General features: G+C 45.6%; 21 protein-coding genes. 19 read left to right on the top strand and 2 right to left on the bottom strand.

What is annotated here, in order from left to right; translation table 11 throughout:
• The first annotated feature begins 124 nt into the window (after positions 1-124).
• From P6910_RS01055 to P6910_RS01030, 6 genes are all read left to right on the top strand, one after another.
• Entirely contained in the window at positions 125-1,771 is a 1,647-nt protein-coding gene (locus P6910_RS01055; protein ID WP_317144436.1) for an F-box/WD repeat-containing protein, read from the top strand.
• Positions 1,772-2,022: 251 nt separating this feature from the next.
• Positions 2,023-3,666, top strand: a complete 1,644-nt coding sequence (locus P6910_RS01050) for an F-box/WD40 repeat-containing protein (RefSeq protein ID WP_317144435.1) — start codon at positions 2,023-2,025, stop codon at positions 3,664-3,666.
• Between the two features lie 250 nt (positions 3,667-3,916).
• Entirely contained in the window at positions 3,917-5,566 is a 1,650-nt protein-coding gene (locus tag P6910_RS01045; RefSeq protein ID WP_317144434.1) for an F-box/WD40 repeat-containing protein, read from the top strand.
• A 428-nt stretch (positions 5,567-5,994) separates the two neighbouring features.
• Positions 5,995-7,410, top strand: coding sequence for a hypothetical protein (locus tag P6910_RS01040; RefSeq protein WP_317144433.1), 1,416 nt, complete (start codon positions 5,995-5,997; stop codon positions 7,408-7,410).
• Positions 7,411-7,497: 87 nt separating this feature from the next.
• Positions 7,498-7,629 carry a hypothetical protein gene (locus P6910_RS01035; RefSeq protein ID WP_317144432.1) on the top strand — a complete coding sequence of 44 codons (132 nt, stop codon included), beginning with the start codon at positions 7,498-7,500 and terminating at the stop codon, positions 7,627-7,629.
• 66 nt (positions 7,630-7,695) lie between these two features.
• On the top strand, positions 7,696-9,201 hold the full coding sequence (locus tag P6910_RS01030; RefSeq protein WP_317144431.1) for a hypothetical protein: 1,506 nt from the start codon (positions 7,696-7,698) through the stop codon (positions 9,199-9,201).
• 134 nt (positions 9,202-9,335) lie between these two features.
• Here the strand turns inward: P6910_RS01030 and P6910_RS01025 are convergent, their stop codons facing one another.
• A complete protein-coding gene (locus P6910_RS01025; protein WP_317144430.1) occupies positions 9,336-10,538 on the bottom strand; it encodes a hypothetical protein in 1,203 nt (400 codons plus the stop codon).
• A 214-nt stretch (positions 10,539-10,752) separates the two neighbouring features.
• Between P6910_RS01025 and P6910_RS01020 the strand changes: the two genes are divergently transcribed.
• The 4 genes from P6910_RS01020 (at position 10,753) to P6910_RS01005 (ending at position 12,545) form a co-directional block, all read left to right on the top strand.
• Positions 10,753-11,031 carry a hypothetical protein gene (locus tag P6910_RS01020; protein WP_317144429.1) on the top strand — a complete coding sequence of 93 codons (279 nt, stop codon included), beginning with the start codon at positions 10,753-10,755 and terminating at the stop codon, positions 11,029-11,031.
• Positions 11,032-11,247: 216 nt separating this feature from the next.
• Positions 11,248-11,643: a hypothetical protein gene (locus P6910_RS01015; RefSeq protein ID WP_317144428.1), complete on the top strand. Its 396-nt coding sequence runs from the start codon at positions 11,248-11,250 to the stop codon at positions 11,641-11,643.
• Positions 11,640-12,053, top strand: coding sequence for a helix-turn-helix transcriptional regulator (locus P6910_RS01010; protein ID WP_317144427.1), 414 nt, complete (start codon positions 11,640-11,642; stop codon positions 12,051-12,053). Before P6910_RS01015 ends, P6910_RS01010 begins: the two co-directional genes overlap by 4 nt.
• A 3-nt stretch (positions 12,054-12,056) precedes the next feature.
• Positions 12,057-12,545 (top strand): hypothetical protein, encoded by a 489-nt coding sequence (locus P6910_RS01005; protein ID WP_317144426.1) that lies wholly within the window; start codon positions 12,057-12,059, stop codon positions 12,543-12,545.
• A gap of 351 nt (positions 12,546-12,896) precedes the next feature.
• On the opposite strand, the gene P6910_RS01000 is transcribed toward P6910_RS01005, so the two are convergent.
• On the bottom strand, positions 12,897-13,220 hold the full coding sequence (locus P6910_RS01000; protein WP_317144425.1) for a hypothetical protein: 324 nt from the start codon (positions 13,218-13,220) through the stop codon (positions 12,897-12,899).
• Positions 13,221-13,301: 81 nt separating this feature from the next.
• Between P6910_RS01000 and P6910_RS00995 the strand changes: the two genes are divergently transcribed.
• The 9 genes from P6910_RS00995 (at position 13,302) to P6910_RS00955 (ending at position 26,929) form a co-directional block, all read left to right on the top strand.
• On the top strand, positions 13,302-13,601 hold the full coding sequence (locus P6910_RS00995) for a hypothetical protein (RefSeq protein ID WP_317144424.1): 300 nt from the start codon (positions 13,302-13,304) through the stop codon (positions 13,599-13,601).
• Positions 13,602-14,117, top strand: coding sequence for a WD40 repeat domain-containing protein (locus P6910_RS00990; RefSeq protein ID WP_317144423.1), 516 nt, complete (start codon positions 13,602-13,604; stop codon positions 14,115-14,117).
• Between the two features lie 154 nt (positions 14,118-14,271).
• The gene (locus tag P6910_RS00985; protein WP_317144422.1) at positions 14,272-15,948 is read left to right on the top strand and encodes an F-box/WD repeat-containing protein; all 1,677 of its coding nucleotides are present in this window, start codon (positions 14,272-14,274) and stop codon (positions 15,946-15,948) included.
• Positions 15,949-16,079: 131 nt separating this feature from the next.
• Positions 16,080-17,759 carry an F-box/WD40 repeat-containing protein gene (locus tag P6910_RS00980; RefSeq protein WP_317144421.1) on the top strand — a complete coding sequence of 560 codons (1,680 nt, stop codon included), beginning with the start codon at positions 16,080-16,082 and terminating at the stop codon, positions 17,757-17,759.
• Between the two features lie 131 nt (positions 17,760-17,890).
• Positions 17,891-19,546, top strand: coding sequence for an F-box/WD repeat-containing protein (locus tag P6910_RS00975; RefSeq protein ID WP_317144420.1), 1,656 nt, complete (start codon positions 17,891-17,893; stop codon positions 19,544-19,546).
• A gap of 133 nt (positions 19,547-19,679) precedes the next feature.
• Positions 19,680-21,335 (top strand): F-box/WD40 repeat-containing protein, encoded by a 1,656-nt coding sequence (locus P6910_RS00970; RefSeq protein ID WP_317144419.1) that lies wholly within the window; start codon positions 19,680-19,682, stop codon positions 21,333-21,335.
• Between the two features lie 123 nt (positions 21,336-21,458).
• On the top strand, positions 21,459-23,120 hold the full coding sequence (locus tag P6910_RS00965) for an F-box/WD repeat-containing protein (protein WP_317144418.1): 1,662 nt from the start codon (positions 21,459-21,461) through the stop codon (positions 23,118-23,120).
• Between the two features lie 267 nt (positions 23,121-23,387).
• On the top strand, positions 23,388-25,064 hold the full coding sequence (locus tag P6910_RS00960; protein ID WP_317144417.1) for an F-box/WD40 repeat-containing protein: 1,677 nt from the start codon (positions 23,388-23,390) through the stop codon (positions 25,062-25,064).
• Between the two features lie 203 nt (positions 25,065-25,267).
• Positions 25,268-26,929, top strand: a complete 1,662-nt coding sequence (locus P6910_RS00955; RefSeq protein WP_317144416.1) for an F-box/WD40 repeat-containing protein — start codon at positions 25,268-25,270, stop codon at positions 26,927-26,929.
• Positions 26,930-26,998 lie beyond the last annotated feature (69 nt).

Raw genomic sequence — 26,998 nt, 5'->3', positions numbered from 1 at the left:
ACTCTGTTTTTTGTCAGTTTCGCTGGCCTTAATGTTATGAACCTTCATTATAAAACCGACTCCAACTCCAACAGGATCAAATAAATTTTAATTGCTCTTTCAAGGAGGCTTGGAGAAACCCGGTATGAACCCTTTGAAAAACCATTCCAACAATGACGTTCCACTCTTGCCAGCACCTGGGCAACCTGCGCTGGAAGAAGCACCAACGAGTGTCAGTGCAGGCAGGGAAGTGACTGTCTATGAGAAATGTGAATGTTCATTCTCTAATTTGCCCTACGTAGCTCAGTCCCTGATTATTCGCTACTTGGGTTTTCGCGAGATTACCCGTTTAAAAAGGGTATGCAAATATTTTTGCAATCTTGTTGAAAATGATAAAACTCTGGAAAGAGCGTGGATTCGCAAGTTTACTTCACCCTACCATTATCAACCAAAGACCATCGTCAGGACAAAAGATAAGCAACAACTCCGTCATTGGTTGGGGGCGTTTACGGATATGGACACTATCAGGTCACTGATGGAACATCAAAAGCATCTTTATTTTCCTGCTCAGTTACTTTTCATCAACAGTAAACTGATGTCTCAATGTAAAAAATTCAAGTTAGTGGAAAAAATCGAAATTACCCATTGTAACGAAGTCAACATGGTCAATTTGAGCCCCGATGATCGCTACCTGGTATCCGCCAGTAAAGATAAAACAGTGAAAATCTGCAGCCAGAAGACCGATGGATCGTGGGAACCAACAGCCGCTATTTCCAATAAGAAGGAGGTCGTCACAGCCAAATTCAGCCCCTGTGGCCGTCATCTGATGACTGCCACTGAATTTGCGGCGAAAATCTATGCTCAGGATGACGATGGATCATGGAAAGAAAAAATCACCATTTCCAACCGTAGTGGCTGGCCCAATTCAACCAACTTCAGCCCTGATGGCCAATATCTGGCAACCGCCGCTGACGATAACACAGTGAAAATCTTTGGCCTGGACGAAGAGGGTCAATGGGGAGTAAAAAACACCATTCCCCATAAAGGAACAACCCTTTCAGTCACCTTCAGCGCTGATGGGTGCAATCTGGTGATCTTCGGTAATGATGTGAAAATCTGTAGTCGGGTGGACGATGGATCATGGATAGTAGAGGGCACTGTTCATGAAAGCCTTAGCATTTCGGCCAAGCTCAGCTGCAATCGCCGTCATCTGGTGATCTCTAGTCTATTTGCTGCACATATCTATGGTCAGGGGGATGGATCATGGGTAAAAAAAGCAACCGTTCAACACAAGGACGTGATCAGCACTTGCCGCTTCAGCGCCGACAGCTGCCATCTGGTAACTGCGAGTACGGATAGCACAGCGAAAATCTGTAACCTGCAGGACGATGGATCATGGCAAGAAATAACCACAATTGCGCATGATCATTGGGTCATTGCAGCCGACTTCAGTGCCAATTGCCACCACCTGGTGACCGCCAGTAAAGATAACACGGCGAAAATCTATACCCGTAAGGCCGCTGGAAAATGGGAACAACAAGCTTGCATTACCCACACGGGGGTGGTCAACTCAGCCAAATTTAGCGCCGATTGCTTCCATGTGGTGACCGCCAGTGATGACAACACGGTGAAGATCAGTGGCCTGCAACTCGATGGATCGTGGCTGGAAAAAGCCACCATTCAACACAACAGTAAAGTCACCTCAGCTCACTTCAGCACCGATAGCCGACATGTGGTAACTGTCACTATAGATAACAAGGTGAGAATCACTGAACTACAGAAGGACGTTTGATGATCGAATGAGCGGCATTTTTGTTAAGAATCGATTAAAAAAACAGTGTTATATCGAGAGCATAATGGCAATTTTTGCACTTGACTCTCAATGAAAAACTTTCTTTCCATTCTTTACCCGAATCAAGGTTCTTCTTTTTCTTAATTATTTTGAACTTCCATTATAAAACCGAGTCTAATGGATCGATTTAATTTCGAACGCGCTTGCCAAGCGGAAATAAATACAGCCTTTGGGCTTTGAAGGAACCCGATATGAACCCTTTGGACAACAATTCCAGAAATGAGGGTACAGTCTCGCCAACACCCAAGCGACCTCGACTGGAAGCAGTCCCAACGGGTGTCACTGCAGGCAGGGACGTTACTGCGTACAACCAAAATCAATCTTCATTCCTCTGTTTGCCCGACGAACCAAAATCTGTGATTATTCGCTATCTGGGCCTTCGCGAGATTGCCCGTTTGGCAAGGGTATGCAAATATCTTGGCGATTTTGTTGAAAACTCTAAAGCCCTGGAAAGAGCATGGTATCGTCGATTTCCTTCACAACACAGATATCAACTGAAGACCATCTTTAAGGCAAAAACGAATCAAGAACTCCGTGATTGGTTGAGGCCGTTTGCGAATAATGACACTGTCGAGTCACTTGTAGAACGACGAGATAATGCTTATTTCCCTGCTCTGTTCCTATTCACCAATAGTAAATTGATGTCTCTGTGTGAAAAATTTAACCTGGAGACAAAAACCGAAATCATCCATTCCAACTGGATCCACAAAGCCACTTTAAGTGACGATAGCCGCCACCTGGTGACCGCCTGTGTGGATAATATATTGAAAATCTCTAGCCGTGAGAACGATGGATCATGGAAAGTTAAAGCCAACATTTCCCATAACGTCACATCAGCCACCTTCAGTTCCGATGGCCGCCATCTGCTAACCGCCAGTCGTGTTAATGCGATCATCTATGGTATGGAGGAAGATGGATCATGGAAAGTAAAAGTCACAATTTTCCATGAAGATGATGTCTGCTCAGCCACCTTCTCTGCAGATGGCCGTCATGTGTTGACCTCCGGTTTTGATAAAAAGTTGAAAATCTATGGACTGGAGAACGATGGATCATGGCAAGCAAAAGCCACTATAAACCATAATTCTCAAGTCGGTCTGGCCAGCTTCAGCATCGATGGCCATCATTTGATGGCCTACGGTACATACTCTGTGACAATCTATGGTAAGCAGGCCAATGACTCCTGGAACGCAAAAGGCACCATTAACCATAGTGGTTGGGTGATGACGGCCCAATTCAGCGCCGATGGCAGCTATGTGGTAACTGCCAGCAAGGATGGCAAGGCAAAAATATATGGCCAGCAAGACGATGGATCATGGAAAAAAATAGACGAGATTCTGCATGATGGCTCGGTCTATTCAGCCAAGTTCAGCACCGATGGCACTCAGGTGGTGACCGCCAGTGAAGATAAAACGACGAAAATCTATGGCCTGCAGGCCGGATCATGGATAAAAAAAGCCATCATTCCACACGAGAGGCCGGTTCACTCAGCCATCTTCAGCGCCGATAGTCGCCATCTGTTGACCACCATTACTAACAACACGGCAAAAATCTATCGCCTGGAGACCGATGGATCATGGGTGGAAAAAACCACCATTTCTCACAAAGACATGATCTATTCAGCCACCTTCAGTACCGATGGTTGTCTTGCAGTGACTGACAGTAAGGACAAAACGTCGAAAATTTATGGTCTTGGGGCCGATGGATCATGGCTACAAAAAGCTATTATTCCCCACAGGGCTTTTGTCGGCTCAGCCGCCTTCGGCTTCGATGGTCGACATGTGGTGGCCTTCAGCTATAACTCTGCAAAAATCATTGAACTACAGAAGGACGTTTGATGATCGAATGAGCGGCATTTTTGTTAAGAATCGATTAAAAAACAGTGTTATATCGAGAGCACAATGGCAATTTTTGCACTTGGCTCTCAATGAAAAACTTTCTTTCCATTCTTTACCCGAATCAGGGTTCTTCTTTTTCTTAATTATTTTGAACTTCCATTATAAAACCGAGTCTAAAGGATCGATTTAATTTCGAACGCGCTTTCCAAGCGGAAATAAATACTGCCTTTGGGCTTTGAAGGAACCCGATATGAACCCTTTGGACAACAATTCCAGAAATGAGGGTACAGTCTCGCCAACACCCAAGCGACCTCGACTGGAAGCAGTCCCAACGGGTGTCACTGCAGGCAGGGACGTTACTGCGTACAACCAAAATCAATCTTCATTCCTCTGTTTGCCCGACGAACCAAAATCTGTGATTATTCGCTATCTGGGCCTTCGCGAGATTGCCCGTCTGGCAAGGGTATGCAAATATCTTGGCGATTTTGTTGAAAACTCTAAAGCCCTGGAAAGAGCATGGTATCGTCGATTTCCTTCACAACACAGACATCAACTGAAGACCATCTTTAAAGCAAAAACGAATCAAGAACTCCGTGATTGGTTGAGGCCGTTTGCGAATAATGACACTGTCGAGTCACTTGTAGAACGACGAGATAATGCTTATTTCCCTGCTCTGTTCCTATTCACCAATAGTAAATTGATGTCTCTGTGTGAAAAATTTAACCTGGAGACAAAAACCGAAATCATCCATTCCAACTGGATCCACAAAGCCACTTTAAGTGACGATAGCCGCCACCTGGTGACCGCCGGCTTGGATAATATGTTGAAAATCTCTAGCCGTGAGAATGATGGATCATGGAAAGTTAAAGCCAACATTATTGCTCATCACGTCACATCAGCCACCTTCAGTCCCAATGGCTGCCGTCTGTTGGTCGTATGTAATGGTAATGCGATAATCTATGGTATGGAGGATGACGGATCATGGAAAGTAAAAATCACAATTTCTCATGAAAATGCGGTCTGCTCAGCCACCTTCTCTGCAGATGGCCGTCATGTTGTGACCTCCGGTTTGGATAGTAAGTTGAAAATCTATGGACTGGAGAACGATGGATCATGGCAAGCAAAAGCCACTATTGACCATAATTCTCCCGGTATGGCCAGCTTCAGCATCGATGGCCGTCATTTGATGGCCTACTCTACATACTCTGTGACAATCTATGGTAAGCAGGCCAATGACTCATGGAACGCAAAAGGCACCATTAACCATAGTGGTTGGGTGATGTCGGCCCAATTCAGCGCCGATGGCAGCTATGTGGTAACTGCCAGCAGGGATGGCAAGGCAAAAATATATGGCCAGCAAGACGATGGATCATGGGAAAAAATAGACGAGATTCTGCATGATGGCAGGGTCTATTCAGCCAAGTTCAGCACCGATGGCACTCAGTTGGTGACCGCCAGTGAAGATAAAACGACGAAAATCTATGGCCTGCAGGCCGGAACATGGGTAAATACAGCCATCATTCCTCACGAGAGCCCGGTCCACTCAGCCATCTTCAGCGCCGATAGTCGCCATCTGCTGACCAGCATTGATAATAATACGGCAAAAATCTATCGTCAGGAGGCCGATGGATCATGGGTAGAAAAAGCCACCATTTCTCACACAGACAGGATCTATACAACCACCTTCAGTGCCGATGGTTGTCTTGTAGTGACCGCCAGTAAGGACGAAACGGCGAAAATTTATGGTCTTGGGGCCGATGGATCATGGCTTCAAAAAGCTATCATTTCCCACAGGGGTAATCTCGGTCTCGGCACAGCCGCCTTCGGCGTCGATGGCCGACATGTGGTGACCTTCAGTGATAACACGGCAAGAATCACTGAACTACAGAAGGACGTTTGATGATCGAATGTTCGTCAACGGTGCCGCTGGCAGCAATCACTTAATCTTCAACATCTCATCCGGAACTCGGCAACGCCAGTAAGTACCTGGCCAGTTGGTTTCGCATATTCTGGTGAGTGGATTTTTTCATCCTTCAAAGCGCAGCGACGGGCGCGTAGCCATAGCTACGCAACCAGAGTTGGAACGCAGAAGGGTGGAAAAAGCCGCCGTCCAGAATATGCGAAACCAACTGGTTAGGTACTTAAACCCGGGGTTAACCTCTTAATCGCTTAAAGCATTGTCACTGTAGCTGTCATTTATGTCAGGGATTTATTTTTATTATTAATCCAAGTTTAAAGGGTGATGTTTCTGAAAAGGTTTGGATACATTTTTTGTTATGCCCTGGTAAGGAAGATACAAATATTACAAAAGAGGAGCCAAGAAAAAACATGAATGTTACAGAGCTTAATTCAGGACTTTCTAGTAAAGACCTGACAAGGTTTTTAAATGAGCCTGAATCAAAAGGTAGCCCAAGCTTTAAGAACAGAACCATCAAAATTGTTGTTGCTACCCGGCAGTACATGAGCGATACCATTTTAGAGAGGGGCTATGGTGATATTGCATCCGGGGTAAGGGAGTTGGGTTATGTCAGGAAACTCTTTCCTGAAGCAACTTGCTCATTTGTCTTTGAACACCATGCCGCTGACATTGATGAGCTGAATCGATTAAGATGCATTGCCACCTTTGACGACGTTAAAACCTTCATTCTGGATGGTCGCCATCAACAAATATCCCGGCCACCTGAACAGCAGCAGTTAACCGCAGAGCATCAGGAAGAGGAAGTCTGTCAATTGCTGCATGAGGCCAATTTTATCTTGCATGGCCCGAGTGGTTTGATAGCGCCCTTGGCAAACAGCAATGGTAAATTTGCCAGCAAAACTGTGGGTGTTAGTGAATATGAACTCAAAAGCGGACGTTATAGTAACAAAGGACATCATGGAATAGAAGAGATTGCTATGGGCTTTAGCTGTCAGCGTTTATACCTGATGGAAAATACATACCCTGACACTGTATTCAAGGACGATTTACTGCGTAAGTATTGCGCTAATCCACTGAGCAAAAGCAGTGATGGGAATGACCAGAGCGTATTTTATTTTGCCTATGGTCATGCTAAATATTTTCTTGCTCAGGCGCTGAGAATTCTGGTGCTGATGGAAGCAAACAACGACAGAGATGTGGTGTTAGTCAGCTCTCGGCAGCTTAATCCGGGCCACGTCAGCGAGTATTTCTCTAAACAGCGGCCGGACTTTTTTCCCTATAAGTCTGTTAAGGTATTTAAAATCAACAGTGATGATAAAAAAGATTTGATCATAACTTTTCAAAATCCCGATGGTGAGCAGGAAAAAAATATACACATTATTACCCCTGGTCGAATAGTAAATAGTGACTTTGATCTTTTACAACAAGGTTCTGTAATCAATTGGAGTTCCGGTGATATCAGCCTCTCCGATGTTCTTGCCAAAGGAAAAATCCCAATCGTTGAGCCCTATAAAAAAGAGGATCTAATTTGGGGAATGTTGGATGAAATGAAAAAATTTTGTGCAATTCCGGGAAATGAGCAATATAACTCTTTGATGGGCCCTTGGAGAACGGCTTGTGCGAGCTTAGATTATTACGCCGGGAATAGTTCTCTCACGAAAAGCCTGGCCAGGAGAGTCTCGTTGCAACGACTGCTTGGCTCGCAATGGCAAATGTTCGAACATGACTTCACGGACTGGTTAAAAAAGAACAATCAAACCGAATCATTTATCCGGGAAAAAGCAGAAGCGATTATCCGGAAAACCCTCTTTGCTGAAAAACGATGACAATTCCAGCAATGACAGTTCACTCTTCCCAACAACTCAGCAACCTCAGCTGGAGAAAGCACCTGCGGGTTTCAGTGCAGGCAGGGAGTGACTGTCTATGAGAAAACTCACAAAGACAGGATCTATAAGTACTCAACCACCTTCAGTGCCGATGGTTGTCTTGCAGTGACCGTCTGGAACTCGGCAACGTCTGTAAGGGTTAACCTCTTAATCGCTTAAAGCATTGTCACTGTAGCTGTCATTTATGTCAGGGATTTATTTTTATTATTAATCCAAGTTTAAAGCGTGATGTTTCTGAAAAGGTTTGGATACATTTTTTATTATGCCCTGGTAAGGAAGATACAAATATTACAAAAGAGGAGCCAAGAAAAAAACATGGATGTTACAGAGTTAAATTCAGGACTTTTTAGTAAAGACCTGACAAGGTTTTTAAATGAGCCTGAATCAAAAGGTAGCCCGAGCTTTAAGAACAGAACCATCAAAATTGTTGTTGCTACCCGGCAGTACATGGGCGATACCATTTTAGATAGGGGGTATGGTGATATTGCATCCGGGGTAAGGGAGTTAGGTTATGTCAGGAAACTCTTTCCTGAAGCAACTTGCTCATTTGTCTTTGAACACCATGCCGCTGACATTGATGAGCTGAATCGATTAAGATGCATTGCCACCTTTGACGACGTTAAAACCTTCATTCTGAATGGTCGCCATCAACAAAGATTCCGGCCATCTGAACAGCAGCAGTTAACCGCAGTGCATCAGGAAGAGGAAGTCTGTCAATTGCTGCATGAGGCCAATTTTATCTTGCATGGCCCGAGTGGTTTGATAGCGCCGTTGGCAAACAGCAATGGTAAATTTGCCAGCAAAACTGTGGGTCTTAGTGAATATGAAATCAAAAGCGGACAATATAGTTATACAGACCGTCATGGAATAGAAGAGATTGGTATGGGCTTTAGCTGTCAGCGTTTATACCTGATGGAAAATACATACCCTGACACTGTATTCAAGGACGATTTACTGCGTAAGTATTGCGCTAATCCACTGAGCAAAAGCAGTGATGGGAATGACCAGAGCGTATTTTATTTTGTCTATGGTCATGATGAATATTTTCTTGCTCAGGCGCTGAGAACTCTGGTACTGATGGAAGGAAACAACGACAGAGATGTGGTGTTAGTCAGCTCTCGGCAGCTTAATCCGGGCTACCTAAGCGAGTTTTCCTCTGAACAGCAGCCGGACTTTTTTCCCTATAGGTCTGTTAATTTATTTAAAATCAACAGTGATGATAATAAAGGTGTGATCATGACTTTCCAAAATCCCGATGGTCAGCAGGAAAAAAATATAAACATTATTACCCCTGGTCGAATAGTAAATAGTGACTTTGATCTTTTACAACAAGGTTCTGTAATCAATTGGAGTTCCGGTGATATCAGCCTCTCCGATGTTCTTGCCAAAGGAAAAATCCCAATCGTTGATCACTATAAAAAAGGAGGGGTTCTATTTCGGAAAATGGTGAGAGCAATGGAAAAATTTTGTGCAATTCCGGGAAATGAGCAATATGGTTCTTTGATGGCCCCTTGGAAAACGGCTGGTGCGAACTTACCTGATAACACCATAGGTTCTCTCATGAACAACCCAGATAAAAGAGTCTCATTGCAACAACTGCTTGGCTCGCAATGGCAAGCATTCGAACGTGACTTCACGGATTGGTTAAAAAAGAACAATCAAACCGAATCGTTTATCCGGGAAAAAGCAGAAGCGATTATCCGGAAAACCCTCTTTGCTGAAAAACGATGACAATTCCAGCAATGACAGTTCACTCTCGCCAACACCTCAGCTGGAGAAAGCACCTGCGGGTCTCAGTGCAGGCAGGAAAGTGACTGTCTATGAGAAAAGTAAATATTCAATTGCCGGTTGCCGAAAGTTTACACTCAAAAATAGATAAGCACATTCAGTCGATTCCGGTCAACAGATGCTCTGTAAATCAGTTTGTTTTCTTCTAATAAAGCAACTGCTTCCAAGAATAATGCATTACCTTCTTCAACACCCTTTTCAAGATCCATATAGGCATCTATATACTGCTGTTTAATATTTGTGAGGTATTCAAGGGCATGACTATCCACATAGCTGATACGGGCATTATAGCCTTTAACATTCTGTTTTTTCTTAACTTGCATTTTCTCTTTCGCTGTATTGTAAATAACCTCTGCCAGATTAAGAACCGCTGTATCATAGTCGTGCCTCAAGGTCAGTTTGAACTCCCCGGGTGCCTGATAGAGTGTATCCAGGTGCACGGAAGCTGACATCGGATTAATGCCTTTGGCTAACAGATAATCATGATATCCTTCATACATTGTGTACCTTCTGATTGACTGCTCATCAGCGAAATCACGCAACCAACGGATATTATCACCTGTCAGAAAGCAGCTTCGATGATAGGAAGCGGTTTCCAGAATATCGTCCAAAGCCCAGGGAAAAGCTTCCACGACTTCACGAACAATCTCTAATGCAGGGCGGCGGCGGACGGGTAAAGTGTCATAGTAATGATCAAGGTCAATCAAAGCGACCTTGTATTGAGTATTGCCATTGTTATCCACTGTTTGAAAAGGAGGAATATTATCGTAACGAATACGCTCTCCTGTCAGCATTCCATTAATGGTAAAGTCAGGAATTTCCCTCATGCAGGCCAGCGCCGTCAGATCCTTAATAGCATCACCATAACCTTTGCGGTTCAGACTGAACTCCATATAGTGTGCAAAACTATCTGTTGGTATATTGACCCGCTCTGTAAGCAACATCTCCTCACCACCTACGATCACTGGGAGCATTTGTGGAACAAACAGGTGTTTCAAGCCAAAAGCCTCAAAAAATGACCAGGCAGAGGTCACTCGACCTAAATTTCCCCGGTCGATTTTCAGGATATAACCAGGGTACTGATCAATGGAGTAAATGGGGCCGCGCCCGCCAGTCAGACGCCTGACTTTTTGATAGTTCACAGGTTCTGGCCTTGAGTTCAACTCCGCAAGCACAGCGTCAATACTCGCTTCAGAACTGGCAATAGCGCTTGAAACAAAGCAGAACAGTGAGCCGACCAGATATTTTCTTACGCCGGATGGTTTCCATGTCTTTTTCATTTTTTTCACCTTCGAAATTTGGATAATTCAGGACATGTAATTTAGACATGGCAGAAAAGAAAATGTTCCCGGGAATGTGCGGCATTTTTTAATGTACCGGAACTGCATTCCAGTGATAGATAAATAAAGGCATTCAGGTAAAAAATATTAACAGACGACTTGACCGGAGCAAGGGCACTTTTTTACCTGGCTAAACGATGATGTCTCTATCCGGTTGTTAGAAAGTGAGCGGAACTACCGGCCTGCAACAGCGGATAAAATTCGTGATGTCGTTGCTCTAACTGTGCTGAATTATCGTCACTTTGTATCAACTGACCAATACCTTTATTCCGATAGAGAAGTTCGCAAGCGGTGTGGGATCATCCGGCAAAACTGGTGCCGGGACTTTGCGGTCTGGAAGCATTTATACCTCGACAGGTGTGATCAGTTGGATAGAGTCGTGCTGACGGTGATTGCAGATGCCCGTAAGCGTCATGGGTTGATTGATTTGTGAATGGTGCTGTTTATGTATATCTTGATGCGGTGAAGTCAGCACCCCAGACACACCAAGGTTCTATAGCAAAAAGTTATAGGTTGTCATGTTCTCATTAACTGTATGAATCAAAAGGATTTTTTGCTACTCAGTTTTCTGCGCAAAGGGGGTTGGGGATTTTTTATTTGCGCAATGGTTGATGTTTACATATATATAAACATATAGTTCGCCTCGGATATGGATGAGCTTGATAAGTACGTAGGTACACATTACACGATAGTGTACTGTAAGGGTGCAAAGGAAAGTCTTGATGAAGTTCTTGCCAAGCATGCACCGCAGCCGATGAAAAGCAACAAATTAAAGGCACAGATGCGGTCTCTACTGGTGAGATTGGCTGATGGCCACAGAATGACCAAGGAGAACTTTCCAAAAGAAGGCGATCTTCCTGATGGTTCTAAATTTCGTGCTATTAAGAAGATTCCGCTGCGAGCGTATTTATGGCGATCGAAGAAGTATCCAGGCAAGTGTTTTATAAGCCACTTTATTTACAAGGATTTTCAAAAGCTAAAGGCGCAAGATATCACTAAGGTTTGTAATAATTGGCGGGAAATTGAAGAAGGTGATGGGTTATGAGTAGCTTTTTTGAAGATTGGGCTAATGAGTCAGAGAGTAATAAAAAAGCTTGCGCTCAGGAAGATCTGATCATGAATGTAACAGAAGATATTCTGGTCATAATGGAAGATAAAGGCATCAGTAAGGCAGAATTGGCAAGAAAATTATCAAAATCCAGGTCTTATGTTAGCCAAGTGCTAGATGGCGCAAGAAACATGACATTGCGTTCCCTCGCTGACATCTGCTATGCGCTGGATATAAAGCCTACAGTCATGATCAATGATGCCAAAACAGGGCTGCGGCTTAATGCTCCTGTTCCCCATCATGACTGGTGTGGCTCTGATAGTGTTAACGTAATCTATTTTCCTGCATCTGCCAGAAAGCGTGAGACTGTTCCCGTCAATGGCGATAATGAATTGAAATTTGCATAATCTATGAACCAGAAATTGCTCAACGAGGCAGGTAGCCAGCTAAAGTTTGTCGCGGTTTTTTTGAGGAAAGGACATGTCTTTTTCCATGAGGATATTGAGTCACCCGAACTCTCTGACAAGTTTAAAGTGCAGTCCTTTAAAGGTGTAAGAAGTTATACCGTTAAGGAGCTTGAAGCTGAGTCCAGTAACCATTTCTTATACGATTTTGAGTATAGCGTTGGTCTGAGGGCCGCTGATCTGAGGTTCGATGAAGATCAGGATGACTTTTTAAAGGCAGAGATTATTGCTACCTATTCAGTCCGTTATAAATCGGATAATGAAGTTCGCCGAGAGTGCATTGAGGAGTTTCTAAAGAATAATGTTGGCTATCATGTATGGCCGTTTTGGCGAGAACATGTACAAAGCTCATGTATGAAAGCCGGTGTAGGCTTACTTCCTGTACCGTTGTATACAGATTTCCAGAAAAAGATTGATACTGAGTCTGACGATTGATGACAGTGAAATTGTTCAAACTTTGACTTTTGATGACGCTTTTGGGATGTTTTTTCCAAGGTGACACTCCCCGCCTTGTCAGGCGAGGCTTCTGACTTCACAGGCTACAGCCAGCCTATAGCGACTGGACTTACACAGAAGCCTCCATCAGCAGTAACCGGGTGCCCCTCGGTTATTTATTGGTCTTTTGTTTGATTTGCCGCAGCCTTAACGGGTCACTCAGGTATGGGCTCGTCTGGTTCTTCAAGGGCGGTTGGGCAGTTGTCTCTGCCTTAATTTTTTGTTAACAGTGCTTGGTTTTCGTCACCGTGAGTCTCTGCATAGAGACAGACCGATGGAAAATATAACCAACTACGTACAAATACTCAACCGGAACGCTCTGCGTTCCCGTCTTATATCCCCGCCCGATTGAGGCTGTCGCAAAACTCCAACAGCTCGTTCCCATGCTCTGAGGTCGTCATTCCCGCGAAGGCGGGAATCCAGGGCCAACAGTTGGTCTCTGCCTTCTCGGGGATGACAAGGCCAGGGGGGCACCGGGCAGTATGGTTTTGGCGGAGAGTCAGTGTGGATTCCCGCCTTCGCGGGAATGACGAGAATGAAGTCGGGAATGACGAGAATGAAGTCGGGAATGACGGGAGTCAACTCGTTCCCACGCTGGAGAGAGTTTTGCGACACCCTCGATTGGGCGAGGGTTTACGACGATTTTGCTAAGCAAGCCTCACCTCTCTTTTGAACAAAGTGGCGTGGGGTTTTTTATTGCCTGAAATTTTCCCCTGTGCAGAAAGCCAGAGGGGATGCAAATATTTTCGCGATCTTGTTGAAAATAATAAAACTCTGGAAAGAGCATGGATTCGCCAGTTTCCTTCACCCCTTCAATCGCAACTAAAGACCATCGTCAGGACAAAAGATGAGCAACAACTTCGTAATTGGTTGCAGACTTTTATGGATATGAGCACTGTCGAGTCACTCATGGAACAACAAAAGAATATTTATTTTCCTGCTCAGTTATTTTTCATCAACAGTAAACTGATGTCTCAATGTGAAACATTCAAGTGAGTGGAAAAAATCGAAATTACCCATGATGAAAAAGTCAAAGCAGTCAACTTCAGCCGCGATGAACGCCGTCTGGCAACCGCCAGTGACGATAAAACAGCGACAATCTATGGCCTGGACGAAGATGAACAATGGGAAGTAAAAAACACTATTTCCCATAATGGAATGATCGTTTCAGCCACCTTCAGCGCTGATGGGTGTAATCTGGTGACCGTCAGTGTGGATAGTGTGAAAATCTGTAGTCAGTTGGACGATGGCTCATGGGCAGTAGAGGACACTGTTCATGACGGATATATGGCTTCGGCCAGGCTCAGCTACGATGGCCGTCATCTGGTGACCACCGGTATAGGTGCAGTTGCAAAAATCTATGGTCAGGGGGCCGCTGGATCATGGGTAAAAAAAGCCACTTTTAGTCACAGGGGCCTGATCAACTCTACCAGCTTCAGCGCCGATTGCCTTCATGTGGTGACCGTCACTAAAGATAACAAGGTGAGAATCACTGAACTGATAATCGAATAAGCGTATTGAATCAGGGCTGTTCTTTTTCTTAATTTCACTGACCTCACTATTTTGAACTTCCGTTATAAATCCGGGTCAAACAGATCGAATCAATTTCGAATGTCCTTTCCAAGTGGGGATAAGTACTGACTTTGGAGCTTAAGAGAAATCAGGCATGAACACAATAAACAGCAATGCCAGCATTGACAATTCACTCTTGCCAACACCCGGGCAACCTCAGCGGGAGGAAGCACCAACAGGTTTCAGTGCAGGTTGGGAAGTTACTGTCTACGAGAAAAGTCAAAGTTCATTCCTGAATTTACCGGAAATAACACAGCGTATAATTATTCGCTATCTGGGCTTTCGCGAGATTACCCGTTTAAAAAAGGTCTGCAAACAGCTTCGCGACCTTGTTGAAAACGATAAAGTTCAGGAAAGAGCCTGGTATCGCCAGTTTCCTTCACCCTACCAATTTCAACTAAAGGCGATCCTCAGGGCAAAGAACGAACCACAACTCCGTAATTGGTTGAAGCCGTTTGTGGACAGGGGCATTGTCGAGTCACTCATAAAACAACAAAAGAGTCTTTATTTTCCTGCTCAGTTACTTTTTATCAACAGTAAACTGATGTCTCAGTGTGAGAGATTCAAGTTAGTGGATAAAGCCGAAATCTCCCATAGATCCCAAGTCAAGACGCCCACCTTCAGCCCCGATGGCCGCCATCTGGTCACTGCCAGTTTCGATAAAACAGTGAAAATCTATGTTCAGAAGGACGATGGATCATGGGAATCCAAAGTCGCCATTTCCCATGATCATAGAGTCCTCTTAGCCAACGTCAGCCCCGATGGCCGCTATCTGGTGACCGCCAATCTCGATGATAGAATAACAAGAATTTATGGTCTGGAGGACGATGGAACATCGAAAGTAAAAGCCACCTTTACCAATACTCGCCGGATCAATAGAGCCACCTTCAGCGCCGATGGCCGTCATCTGCTCACCGCCGGTAACGATAAAGCAGCGAAAATCTATGGTCTGGAGGAGGATGGATCATGGGAAATAAAAGCCACCATTCCCCTCACTCACTGGCTCCTTTCAGCCAGCTTCAGTGCTGATGGCCGTCATGTGGTGACCATCGCTGGGGATAACAGGGTGAACATCCTTAGTCAGGTTGGCGATGGATCATGGGAACTGGAGGACACTATTCATGCAAGTCGTCCAAGTCATGCAATATCTATCATTATGGCCAAGCTCAGCCCCGATGGCCGTCATCTGATGATCTTATATAGTCAATTTGTTCTAAAAATCTATGGTCAGGGGGCTGCCGGATCATGGGTAGAAAAACTCACCCTACAACACAAGAGCCTCATCACTACCAAATTCAGTGCCGATAGCTGTCACCTGGCAACTGCCAGTTTTGATCGCACAGTGAAAATCTGTAACCTGCAGGACGATGGATCATGGCAAGAAATAACCACAATGGTTCATGACGATTGTGTCTGCTCAGCCACATTCAGCGCCGATAGTCGCTATCTGGTCACCGCCAGCAATGATAACACGGCGAAAATCTGTAACCTGCAGGCCGATGGATCATGGCAAGAAACAGCCACAATTGTTCATGACGATTCTGTCCGCTCAGCCACATTCAGCCCCGATGTTCTTCATGTTGTGACCGCCAGCAATGATAGCACGGCAAAAATCAGTGGCCTGCAACGGGGTGGATCATGGCGGGTAAAAGCCATCATTCAACACGATGATGCGGTCATCTCAGCCATCTTCAGCGCCGATAGCCGATATGTGGCGACCGTCAGTGACCATCACAAGGTGAGAATCACTGAACTATGGAAGAACGATTGATGACCGAATGAGCGTATAGCTCACTCTTTTGAACTTCCATTATAAAACCGGGTCAAAGAGATCGAATCAATTTCGAATGTCCTTTCCAGGCAGGGATAATTAATAACTCTGGAGCTTAAGAGAAATCAGGCATGGACCCAATAAACAGCAATGCCAGCATTGACAATTCATTCTCGCCAACACTTGGGCAACCTCGGCTGGAAGAAGCACCAACAGGTTTCAGTGCAGGTAAGGAAGTGACTGTCTACGTGGAAAGTCAAAGTTCATTCCTGAATTTACCGGAAATAACACAACGTGTAATCATTCGCTATCTGGGCTTTCGCGAGATTACCCGTTTAAAACAGGTGTGCAAACATCTTCGCGATCTGGTTGAAAATGATAAAACTCAGGAAAGAGCCTGGTATCGCCAGATTCCTTCGCCGTACCAATTTCAACTAAAGGCCATCCTCAGGGCAAAAGATGAGCAGCAACTCCGTCATTGGTTGGAGCCGTTTGCGGACAGGGGCACTCTCGAGTCACTCATAGAACAACAAAAGAGTCTTTATTTTCCTGCTCAGTTACTTTTCATCAACAGTAAACTGATGTCCCAATGTAAAAAATTCAAGTTAGTTGATAAAGCCGAAATCCCCTATAGAGACAAAGTCAAGACGGCCACCTTCAGCCCCGATGACCGCCATCTGGTGACCACCGGTCACGATGCCCCCTACCTGATAAACCGTCGCGATAGAACAGTGAAAATCTATGTTCAGAAAGACGATGGATCATGGGAACCAAAAGTCACCATTTCCCATGATCGTAGTGTCCTCTTTGCCAACGTCAGCCGCGATGGCCACCATCTGGTGACCGCCAATGTCGATAAAACAGCAAGAATCTATGGTCTGGAAGACGATGGAACATCGAAAATAACAGCCACCATTACCCACACTGGCAAGATCAATACAGCCACCTTCAGTGACGATGGCCGTCTTCTGGTCACCGCCAGTAACGATAAAACAGCGAAAATCTATGGTCTGGAGGAGGATGGATCATGGGAAATAAAAACCACCATTACCCATACTATCCCGGTCCTTTCAGCCACCTTCAGTACTGATGGCCGTCATGCGGTGACCACCGGAAGTGATGAGGTGAAAATCCTTAGCCAGGGGGACGATGGATCATGGGAAGTAGAGGACACTGTTCATCAAAGATTTATCAGATCGGCCAATCTCAGCCCCAATGGCCGTCATCTGGTGATCTTCGGTCAAGATACCGTTCAAAAAATCTATGTTCAGGGGGCTGCTGGATCATGGGTAGAAAAAAACACCCGTGTATACAGTACCATCGCCTCTACCAAATTCAGTGCCGACAGCTGCCACCTGGCGACCGCCGGCGGGGATGGCAGAGTGAAAATCTTTAGCCTGCAAGACGATGGATCATGGAAGAAAATAGTCACAATTGATCATCACCGATATGTTATCTCAGCCACCTTCAGCGCCGATAGCCGCCATCTGGTCACCGCCAGTCATGATAACACGGCGAAAATCTGTAACCTGCAGGCCGATGGATCATGGCAAGAAATAGCCACAATTGTTCATGACGATATTGTCCGCTCAGCCACATTCAGCACCGATGGCCTCCATGTTGTGACCACCAGTGATGATGACACAGCGAAAATCAGTGGTCTGCAACCGGGTGGATCATGGCTGGAAAAAGTCATCATTCAACACGATTATGCAGTCACCTCAGCAAACTTCAGCGCCGATAGTCGACATGTGGTGACCGTCAGTGACGACGACAAGGTGAGAATCACTGAACTATGGAAGAACGATTGATGATCGAATGAGCGTGTAGCTCACTCTTTTGAACTTCCATCATAAAACCGGGTCAAACAGATCAAATCAATTTCGGATGTCCTTTCCAGACCGGGATAAGTACTGACTTTGAAGCTTAAGAGAAATCAGGCATGGACCCAATAAACAGCAATGCCAGCATTGACAGTTCACTCTCGCCAACACCTGGGCAACCCCAGCTGAACCAGGCACCAACAGGTTTCAGAGCAGGTAAGGAAGTGACTGCCTACGTGGAAAGTCAAAGTTCATTCCTGAATTTACCCGAATTAACACAGCGTATAATTATTCGCTATCTGGGCTTTCGCGAGATTACTCGTTTAAAAAAGGTATGCAAACAGCTTCGCGATCTTGTTGAAAACGATAAAGCTCAGGAAAGAGCCTGGTATCGCCAGTTTCCTTCACCCTACCAATATCACCCAAAGACCATTATCAAGACAAAAGACGAGCAACAACTCCGTGATTGGTTGAAGCCGTTTGCGGATAGGGACACTGTCGAGTCACTCTTAAAACAACAAAAAAGTATTTACTTTCCTGCTCAGTTACTTTTTATCAACAGTAAGCTGATGTCTCAATGCGAAAAATTCGAGTTAGTGGAAAAACTCGAAATTATCCATCACAGAGAAGTCAGAATAGTCAATTTCAGCCCCGATGATTGCCATCTGGCAACCGCCAGTAACGATAAAACAGCGAAAATTTATGCTCAGCAAGACAATGGATCATGGGAACCAGTAGCCACCATTTTCCATCGGGACAAGGTCCTTGCAGCCAAATTCAGTCCCGATGGCCGCCACCTGGTAACCTTCAGTTACGATAATATAGCGAACATCTGTCGTCTGGCCGACGATGGATCATGGGAAGAAAAAACCGCCATTCCCCATTGTGGCTTTGGCAATGCAGTCAACTTCAGTCCCGATGGCCGACATCTGATAACCATGAGTGATTGTGACACAGCAAAAATCTATGGTCTGAACGAAGACGGACAATGGGAAATAAAAAACACCATTTCCCATGACTGGATGATCTTTTCAGCCACCTTCAGCGCTGATGGATACAATCTGGTGACCTTCGATGGGGCTAGTGTGAAAATCTCCAGTCAGGTGGATGATGGCTCATGGGTAGTAAAAGACACTGTTTATGACGGAAAAATCACTTCGGCCAAGCTCAGCTCCGATGGCCATCATCTGGTGATCTCCGATCTAGATGGAGTTGTGAAAATCTATGGTAAGGGGTCCGCTGGATCATGGGTAAAAAAAGGCACTCTCCGGCACAAGAAACTGGTCGACTCTGCCGACTTCAGCACCGACAGCTGCCATCTGGTAACCGTCGGTTTAGATCGCACGGTGAACATCTGTCACCTGGAGGACGATGGATCATGGAAAGAAATAACCAGGATTTGTCATGACGGTCGGGTCTTCTCAGCCAACTTCAGCGCCGATTGCCAACATGTGGTGACCGCCAGTGAAGATAACACGGCCAAAATCTACAGCCTGCAGGACGATGGATCATGGCAAGAACGAGCCTGTATTACCCACAGGGGGGCGGTCAACTCAGCCAACTTCAGCGCCGATGACCTCCATGTGGTCACCGCCAGTGATGATAACACGGCCAAAATCATTGGCCTGCAGGCCGGTGGATTCTGGCTGGAAAAAGTCATTATTCAACATGATTGTGCAGTCACCTCAGCCATGTTCAGCGCCGATAGTCGACATGTGGTGACCGTCACTGAAGATAACATCACGAAAATCACTGAACTGCGGAAGAAGGATTGATGATCGAATCATTCCACTGACCTCACTCTTTTGAACTTCCATTATAAAACCGGGTCAAACAGATCGAATCAATTTTAAATGCCCTTTCCAGGCAGAGATAAATAGCGACTCTGGAGCTTATGAGAAATCAGGCATGGACCCAATAAACAGCAATGCCAGCATTGACAATTCACTCTCGCCAAAACCTGAGCAACCTCAGCTAGAGGAAGCAGCATCAGGTTTCAGTGCAGGTAAGGAAGTGACTGTCTACGTGAAAAGTCAAAGTTCATTCCTGAATTTACCCGAATTAACACAGCGTATAATTATTCGCTATCTGGGCTTTCGCGAGATTACCCGTTTAAAAAAGGTATGCAAATATCTTCGCGATCTTGTTGAAAACGATAAATCTCAGGAAAGAGCCTGGTATCGCCAGTTTCCTTCACCCTATCAATATCAACCAAAGACCATCGTAAGAACAAAAGATGAGCAACAACTCCGTAATTGGTTGAAGCCTTTTGTGGACAGGGGCACTGTCGAGTCACTCCTGAAACAACAAAAGAGTCTTTATTTTCCTGCTCAGTTACTTTTCATCAACAGTAAACTGATGTCTCAATGTAAAAAATTCAAGTTAGTGGATAAAGCCGAAATCCTCCACAGAGACAGAGTCAAAAAGGCCACCTTCAGCCCCGATGACCGCCATCTGATAACTGCCAGTTTCGATAAAACAGTGAAAATCTGTGTTCAGGAGGACGATGGATCATGGCAACCAAAAGTCGCCATTTCCCATGATCATGGTGTCCTCTTCGCCAACATCAGCCGCGATGGCCGCCATCTGGTGACCGCCAATGTCCATGGAACAGCAAGAATCTATGGTCTGGAGGACGATGGATCATCGAAAATAAAAGCCACCATTACCCATGCTCGCCGAGTCAATTCAGCCAACTTCAGCGCCGACGGCCGTCATCTGGTCACCACCAGTCACGATAGAACAGCGAAAATCTATGGTCTGGAGGAGGATGGATCATGGGAAATAAAAACCACCATTACCCATACTTGCTGGGTCCTTCCAGCCAACTTCACTGCTGATTGCCGCCATGTGGTGACCGTCGGTAGCGATCATAAGGTGAAAATCCTTAGTCAGGGGGACGATGGATCATGGGAAGTAGAGGACACTATTCGTGAAAGATCTATCATTTGGGCCAGGCTCAGCCCCGATGGCCGTCATCTGGTGATCTTCGTTAAAGATTTTGTTCTAAAAATCTATGGTCAGGGGGCTGCTGGACCATGGGTAGAAAAAAACACCCTTCAATACGAGAACTTTGCCTCTGTCAAATTCAGTGCCGATAGCCGCCACTTGGCAACCGCCGGTTGGGACGGCAAAGTGAAAATCTGTAATCTGCAGGACGATGGATCATGGCAAGAAATAACCACAATTGTTCATGACGATTCTGTCCGCTCAGCCACATTCAGCACCGATAGCCACCATCTAATCACTGCAAGCGATGATAACACGGCGAAAATCTGTGACCTGCAGGCTGATGGATCATGGAAAGAAACAGCCACAATTGTTCATGACGATTCTGTCCACTCAGCCACATTCAGCACCGATGGTCTCCATGTTGTGACCGCCAGTGCTGATAACACGGCGAAAATCAGTGGCCTGCAAGCGGGTGGATCATGGCTGGAAAAAGCCACCATTCAACATAATAATGCAGTCACTTCAGCCATCTTCAGCGCCGATAGCCGACATGTGGTGACCGTCAGTGATGATAACAAGGTGAGAATCACTGAACTATGGAAGAACGATTGATGATCGTATAGCTCACTCTTTTGAACTTCCATTATAAAACCGGGTCAAACAGATCAAATCAATTTCAAATGCCCTTTCCAGGCAGGGATAAGCAGTGACTCTGGAGCTTAAGAGAAATCGGGCATGGACCCAATAAACAGCAATGCCAGCATTGACAATTCACTTTTGCCAACACCCGGGCAACCTCAGCTGGAGGAAGCACCAACAGGTTTCAGTGCAGGTAAGGAAGTGACTGTCTACGGGAAAAGTCAAAGTTCATTCCTGAATTTGCCCGAATTAACACAGCGTATGATTATTCGCTATCTGGGTTTTCGCGAGATTACCCGTTTAAGAAAGGTATGCAAATTTCTTCGCAATCTTGTTGACAACGATAAAGCTCTGGAAAGAGCATGGTATCGCCAGTTTCCTTCACCCTACCAATATCAGCCAAAGACCATTGTCAGGACAAAAGATGAGCAGCAGCTCCGTGATTGGTTGAAGCCGTTTGCCGATAGGGTCACTGTCGAATCACTTTTAAAACAACAAAAGAGTATTTATTTTCCTGCCCAGTTAATTTTCACGAACAGTAAACTGATGTCTCAGTGTGAAAAATTTAAGTTTGTGGATAAAACCGAAATCACCCACGCTGGAAAAATCAAGACCGCCACCTTCAGCCCCGATGACCGCCATCTGCTGACTGCCAGTGCCGATAAAACAGCGAAAATTTATGCTCAGGAAAACGATGGATCATGGCAATCAAAAACCACCATTACCCATGGCGACTGGCTTGTCTCAGCCAACTTCAGCGCCGATGGCCGCCACCTGATGACCGCCAGTGCCGATAAAACAGCGAAAGTGTATTTTCAGGAAGACGATGGATCATGGGAATTAAAAACCACCATTACCCATAATAATTGGGTCATTTCAGCCACCTTCAGCGCCGATGGCCGCCATCTGCTAACCGCCAGTCACGATAAAACAGCAAAGATCTATGATCTGGAGGACGATGGATCATGGAAGGTAAGAGCCACCATTTCTCATGATAAATTGATTCATTTTGCCAACTTCAGTACTGAAGGCCACCATGTGGTGACCGTCAGTGGCGATAGAACGGTGAAGACCCATAGTCAGGGGGATGATAGCTCATGGAAACTGGAGGGCACTGTTCATGAAAGTTATGTCACTTCGGCCAGGCTCAGTCCCGATGGCCGACACCTGGTGATCCTCGGTATAGATTACGCTCTAAAAATTTATGCCCGGGGGGCCGCTGGATCATGGGTAAAAAAAGCCCCGCTTCAACACAAGAGCACAATCACCTGTGTCAACTTCAGCACCGATAGCTGCCATCTGGTGACCGCCAGTTTAGATAGCACGGCAAAAATCTGTGACCTGCAAGCCGATGGATCATGGCAAGAAATAACCAGGATTCATCATGATGGTGCGGTCCGCGCAGCCAGCTTCAGTGCTGATGGCCGCCATGTGGTGACCGCCAGTGCTGATAACACGGCAAAAATCTATAGCCACAAGCTCAATGCATCGTGGGAAGAAAAAGCCTGCATTCACCACAACAGGACGGTCAACTCTGCCAACTTCAGCGCCGATTGCCTTCATGTAGTTACCACCAGCGATGATAACACGGCGAAAATCAGTGGCCTGCAGGTTGGTGGATCATGGCGGGAAAAAGCCATCATTCCTCACAACGGGGAGGTTGTCTCAGCCACCTTCAGCGCCGATGCCCGAAATGTGATGACCGTTTCCAGAGATAACAAAGCAAGAATCACAGAACTACTGAAGAATGATTGGTGATTGAATGAACGTATTTTTGCTGAGAACCGATTAAAAAACAGCCTTATATCGAGAGCACAATTGCAACGTTTAAACCGTGCTCTCAATAAAAAAATGCCTTTCTATCATTTTCCCGGATCAGGGCTCTGTTTTTTCTTAGTTTCACTGACCTTAATGTTATGAACTTCCATTATAAAATCGACTCCAACTGCAACAGAATCTAATCAATTTTGAATGCTTTTTCCAAGCAAGGATAAATACTGACTTTGGCCTTTGGAGGTACCCGATATGAACCCTTTGAAAAACAATTCCAGCAATGACGGTCCATTCTCGTCAATACCTGAGCAACCTCCAATGGAAGGAACGTCGACAGCTGTCAGTGCAGGCAGGGACGTTAGTGTCTATCGCCAAAATGAATCTTTATTCTTCTGTTTACCCGACGAACAAAAATCTATGATTGTTCGCTATTTAGGTTTTCGCGAGATTACCCGTTTAGCAAAGACATGCAAATATCTTCACGATCTTGTTAAAGAAGAAAAAGCTCTGGAAAAATCATGGTACCGCCGGTTTCCTTCAGCATACCAAAATCCACTGAAGACTCTCGTCAGGACAAAAGACGAACAACAACTCCGTGATTGGTTGAAGACATTTGCGGATAAGGACACCATCGAGTCACTTTTAAAACAAAAAGAAAGTACTTTTTTTCCTCATCAGCTCTTTTTCACCAGCAGTAAACTGATGTCTCAATGTAAAACATTCAACCTGGTAAAAAAAGTTGAAATCCCCCATACCGAGGACATCAATGCAGCCTCCTTCAGCCCTGATAGCTGTCATGTAGTGACTGTCGGCTTTGGTGAGGCAGTGAAAATAACTGGCCAGAAGACCGATAGATCATGGGAAGCAAAACTCGACCTGCCTGATGAAGGTGTTGTCTTCTCAGCCACCTTCAGCGCCGATGGTTATCAAATGGCGACCACTGGTGCCAGCCGCCACACGAAAATCTGTGTTCTGGAGGACGATGGATCGTGGAAAGTAAAAACCACCCTTTCTCATAAATATACGTTCAGCTCAACCAACTTCAGCGCTGATGGCCGCTACTTATTGAGCGCCAGTTTCGATAAAACATTGAAAATCTATGGCCAGAAAACCGATGGATCATGGGAAGCAAAATACACTATCTGGCATAATTCACCGGTCCAATGGGCCAGCTTCAGCCCCGATAGCAGTCATTTGTCGGCCTCAGGTGCAGACAAGACTGTGACAATCTATGGTCAGGAGGACGATGGCTCATGGAAAGTAAAAGCCACCATTCCCCATAACGAATCACTTGCAGTCGTGAAGGCCACCTTCAGCCCCGATGGCAGTCATGTGGTGACCGCTGGTGCCGATTGCGAGGCAAAAATCTATGGCCTGCAGGCCGATGGATCATGGGACAAAATAGCCATCATTCCCCATGATAATTTGGTCGAATCCGCCACCTTCAGCCCCGATGGCGGCCATGTTGTGACCATCAGTGGCAAGACGGTAAAAATCCACGGCCTGCAAACCGATGGTTCATGGAAAGAAGAGTACACCTTTGCCCATAACGCCCGGATCATATCGGCCAGCTTCAGCCCTGATAGCAACCATATGGTAACCACCAGTGCGGATAACACGGCAAAAATCCATAGCCTGCAGGCCAATGGATCATGGGATGTAAAAACCACTATTTGCCACCAGGATCATGTCCTGTCAGCCGCCTTCAGTCCCGATAGTTGCCTTGTAGTGACCGCCAGTGATGACAAAACAGCGAAAATTTATGGTCTGGGGCTCAAAGGATCATGGGAGAAAAAAGCCATCATTTCTCACAGGGAAGGGATCTCCTTAGCTGCCTTCAGCCCCGATGGCCGGAATGTATTGACCGTAAGTGCAGATCACACGGCGACAATCACTGAACTAATGGAAGAACGATTGATGATCGAATGAGCGTCTTTTTGCCGAGAACCGATAAAAAAACAGCGTTATATCATTTTCCCGGATCAGGGCTCTGTTTTTTCTTAGTTTCACTGACCTTAATGTTATGAACTTCCATCATAAAATCGACTCCAACTGCAACAGAATCTAATCAATTTTGAATGCTTTTTCCAGGCAAGGATAAATACTGTCTTTGGCCTTTGGAGGTACCCGATATGAACCCTTTGAAAAACAATTCCAGCAATGACGGTCCATTCTCGTCAATACCTGAGCAACCTCCAATGGAAGGAACGTCGACGGCTGTCAGTGCAGGCAGGGACGTTAGTGTCTATCACCAAAATGAATCTTTATTTTTCTGTTTACCCGACGAACAAAAATCTATGATTGTTCGCTATTTAGATTTTCGCGAGATTACCCGTTTAGCAAAGACATGCAAATATCTTCACGATCTTGTTAAAGAAGAAAAAGCTCTGGAAAAATCATGGTACCGCCGGTTTCCTTCAGCATACCAAAAACCACTGAAGACTCTCGTCAGGACAAAAGACGAGCAACAACTCCGTGATTGGTTGAAGACATTTGCGGATAAGGACACCATCGACTCACTTTTAAAACAAAAAGAAAGTACTTTTTTTCCTCATCAGCTCTTTTTCACCAGCAGTAAACTGATGTCTCAATGTAAAACATTCAGCCCGGTGAAAAAAATCGAAATCTTCCATACCGGGGCTATCGAAAAAGCCTCCTTCAGCCCTGATAGCTACCATGTGGTGACTGCCACCTTTCGTGATGCAGTCAAAATAACTGGCCAGAAGTCCGATGGATCATGGGAAGCAAAACTTGCCATTCCTAATGAAGGTTTTGTCTTCTCAGCCAGCTTCAGTGCCGATGGTCATCAAATGGTGGCAGCTAGCGACCACCAAGCGAAAATCTGTGTTCTGGAAGACGATGGATCGTGGAAAGTAAAAGCCACCATTCATCATGATTTCATGGTCAGTTCAGCCACCTTCAGCACCGATGACCGCTACTTATTGACCGCCAGTTTGGATGACACGTTGAAAATCTGTGGCCAGAAAACCGATGGATCATGGGAAGCAAAATACACTATCTGGCATAATTCACCGGTCCAATGGGCCAGCTTCAGCCCCGATAGCAGTCATTTGTCGGCCTCAGGTGGAGATAGGACTGTGACAATCTATGGTCAGGAGGACGATGGCTCATGGAAAGTAAAAACCACCATTCCCCATAACAAATCAATTACAGTCGTGAAGGCCACCTTCAGCCCCGATGGCAGTCATGTGGTGACCGCTGGTGCCGATTGCGAGGCAAAAATCTATGGCCTGCAGGCCGATGGATCATGGGACAAAATAGCCATCATTCCCCATGATAATTTGGTCGAATCCGCCACCTTCAGCCCCGATGGCGGCCATGTTGTGACCATCAGTGGCAAGACGGTAAAAATCCACGGCCTGCAAACCGATGGTTCATGGAAAGAAGAGTACACCTTTGCCCATAACGCCCGGATCATATCGGCCAGCTTCAGCCCTGATAGCAACCATATGGTAACCACCAGTGCGGATAACACGGCAAAAATCCATAGCCTGCAGGCTGATGGATCATGGAAAGTAAAAGCCACTATTTACCACCAGGATCATGTCCTGTCAGCCGCCTTCAGTCCCGATAGTTGCCTTGTAGTGACCGCCAGTGATGACAAAACAGCGAAAATTTATGGTCTGGGGCTCAAAGGATCATGGGAGAAAAAAGCCATCATTTCTCACAGGGAAGGGATCTCCTTAGCTGCCTTCAGCCCCGATGGCCGAAATGTGTTGACCATAAGTAATGATCGCACGGCGACAATCACTGAACTACAGAAGAACGATTGATGATCGAATGAGCGTCTTTTTGCTGAGAACCGATTAAAAAAACAGCGTTATATCATTTTCCCGGATCAG

It is taken from the genome of Endozoicomonas sp. 8E, assembly GCF_032883915.1.
GTDB lineage: Bacteria > Pseudomonadota > Gammaproteobacteria > Pseudomonadales > Endozoicomonadaceae > Endozoicomonas_A.
This window is presented reverse-complemented; position numbering and strand designations above follow the sequence as displayed.

Bases quoted from the DNA above. Each gene is read 5' to 3' on its own strand.
- P6910_RS00975 (WP_317144420.1), top strand. From the start codon at position 17,891: ATGGACCCAATAAACAGCAATGCCAGCATTGACAGTTCACTCTCGCCA.
- P6910_RS00985 (WP_317144422.1), top strand. From the start codon at position 14,272: ATGAACACAATAAACAGCAATGCCAGCATTGACAATTCACTCTTGCCA.
- P6910_RS01025 (WP_317144430.1), bottom strand. From the start codon at position 10,538: ATGAAAAAGACATGGAAACCATCCGGCGTAAGAAAATATCTGGTCGGC.
- P6910_RS00980 (WP_317144421.1), top strand. From the start codon at position 16,080: ATGGACCCAATAAACAGCAATGCCAGCATTGACAATTCATTCTCGCCA.
- P6910_RS00965 (WP_317144418.1), top strand. From the start codon at position 21,459: ATGGACCCAATAAACAGCAATGCCAGCATTGACAATTCACTTTTGCCA.
- P6910_RS01055 (WP_317144436.1), top strand. From the start codon at position 125: ATGAACCCTTTGAAAAACCATTCCAACAATGACGTTCCACTCTTGCCA.
- P6910_RS00955 (WP_317144416.1), top strand. From the start codon at position 25,268: ATGAACCCTTTGAAAAACAATTCCAGCAATGACGGTCCATTCTCGTCA.
- P6910_RS01040 (WP_317144433.1), top strand. From the start codon at position 5,995: ATGAATGTTACAGAGCTTAATTCAGGACTTTCTAGTAAAGACCTGACA.
- P6910_RS01010 (WP_317144427.1), top strand. From the start codon at position 11,640: ATGAGTAGCTTTTTTGAAGATTGGGCTAATGAGTCAGAGAGTAATAAA.
- P6910_RS00960 (WP_317144417.1), top strand. From the start codon at position 23,388: ATGAACCCTTTGAAAAACAATTCCAGCAATGACGGTCCATTCTCGTCA.
- P6910_RS01045 (WP_317144434.1), top strand. From the start codon at position 3,917: ATGAACCCTTTGGACAACAATTCCAGAAATGAGGGTACAGTCTCGCCA.
- P6910_RS01005 (WP_317144426.1), top strand. From the start codon at position 12,057: ATGAACCAGAAATTGCTCAACGAGGCAGGTAGCCAGCTAAAGTTTGTC.
- P6910_RS00970 (WP_317144419.1), top strand. From the start codon at position 19,680: ATGGACCCAATAAACAGCAATGCCAGCATTGACAATTCACTCTCGCCA.
- P6910_RS01050 (WP_317144435.1), top strand. From the start codon at position 2,023: ATGAACCCTTTGGACAACAATTCCAGAAATGAGGGTACAGTCTCGCCA.
- P6910_RS01015 (WP_317144428.1), top strand. From the start codon at position 11,248: ATGGATGAGCTTGATAAGTACGTAGGTACACATTACACGATAGTGTAC.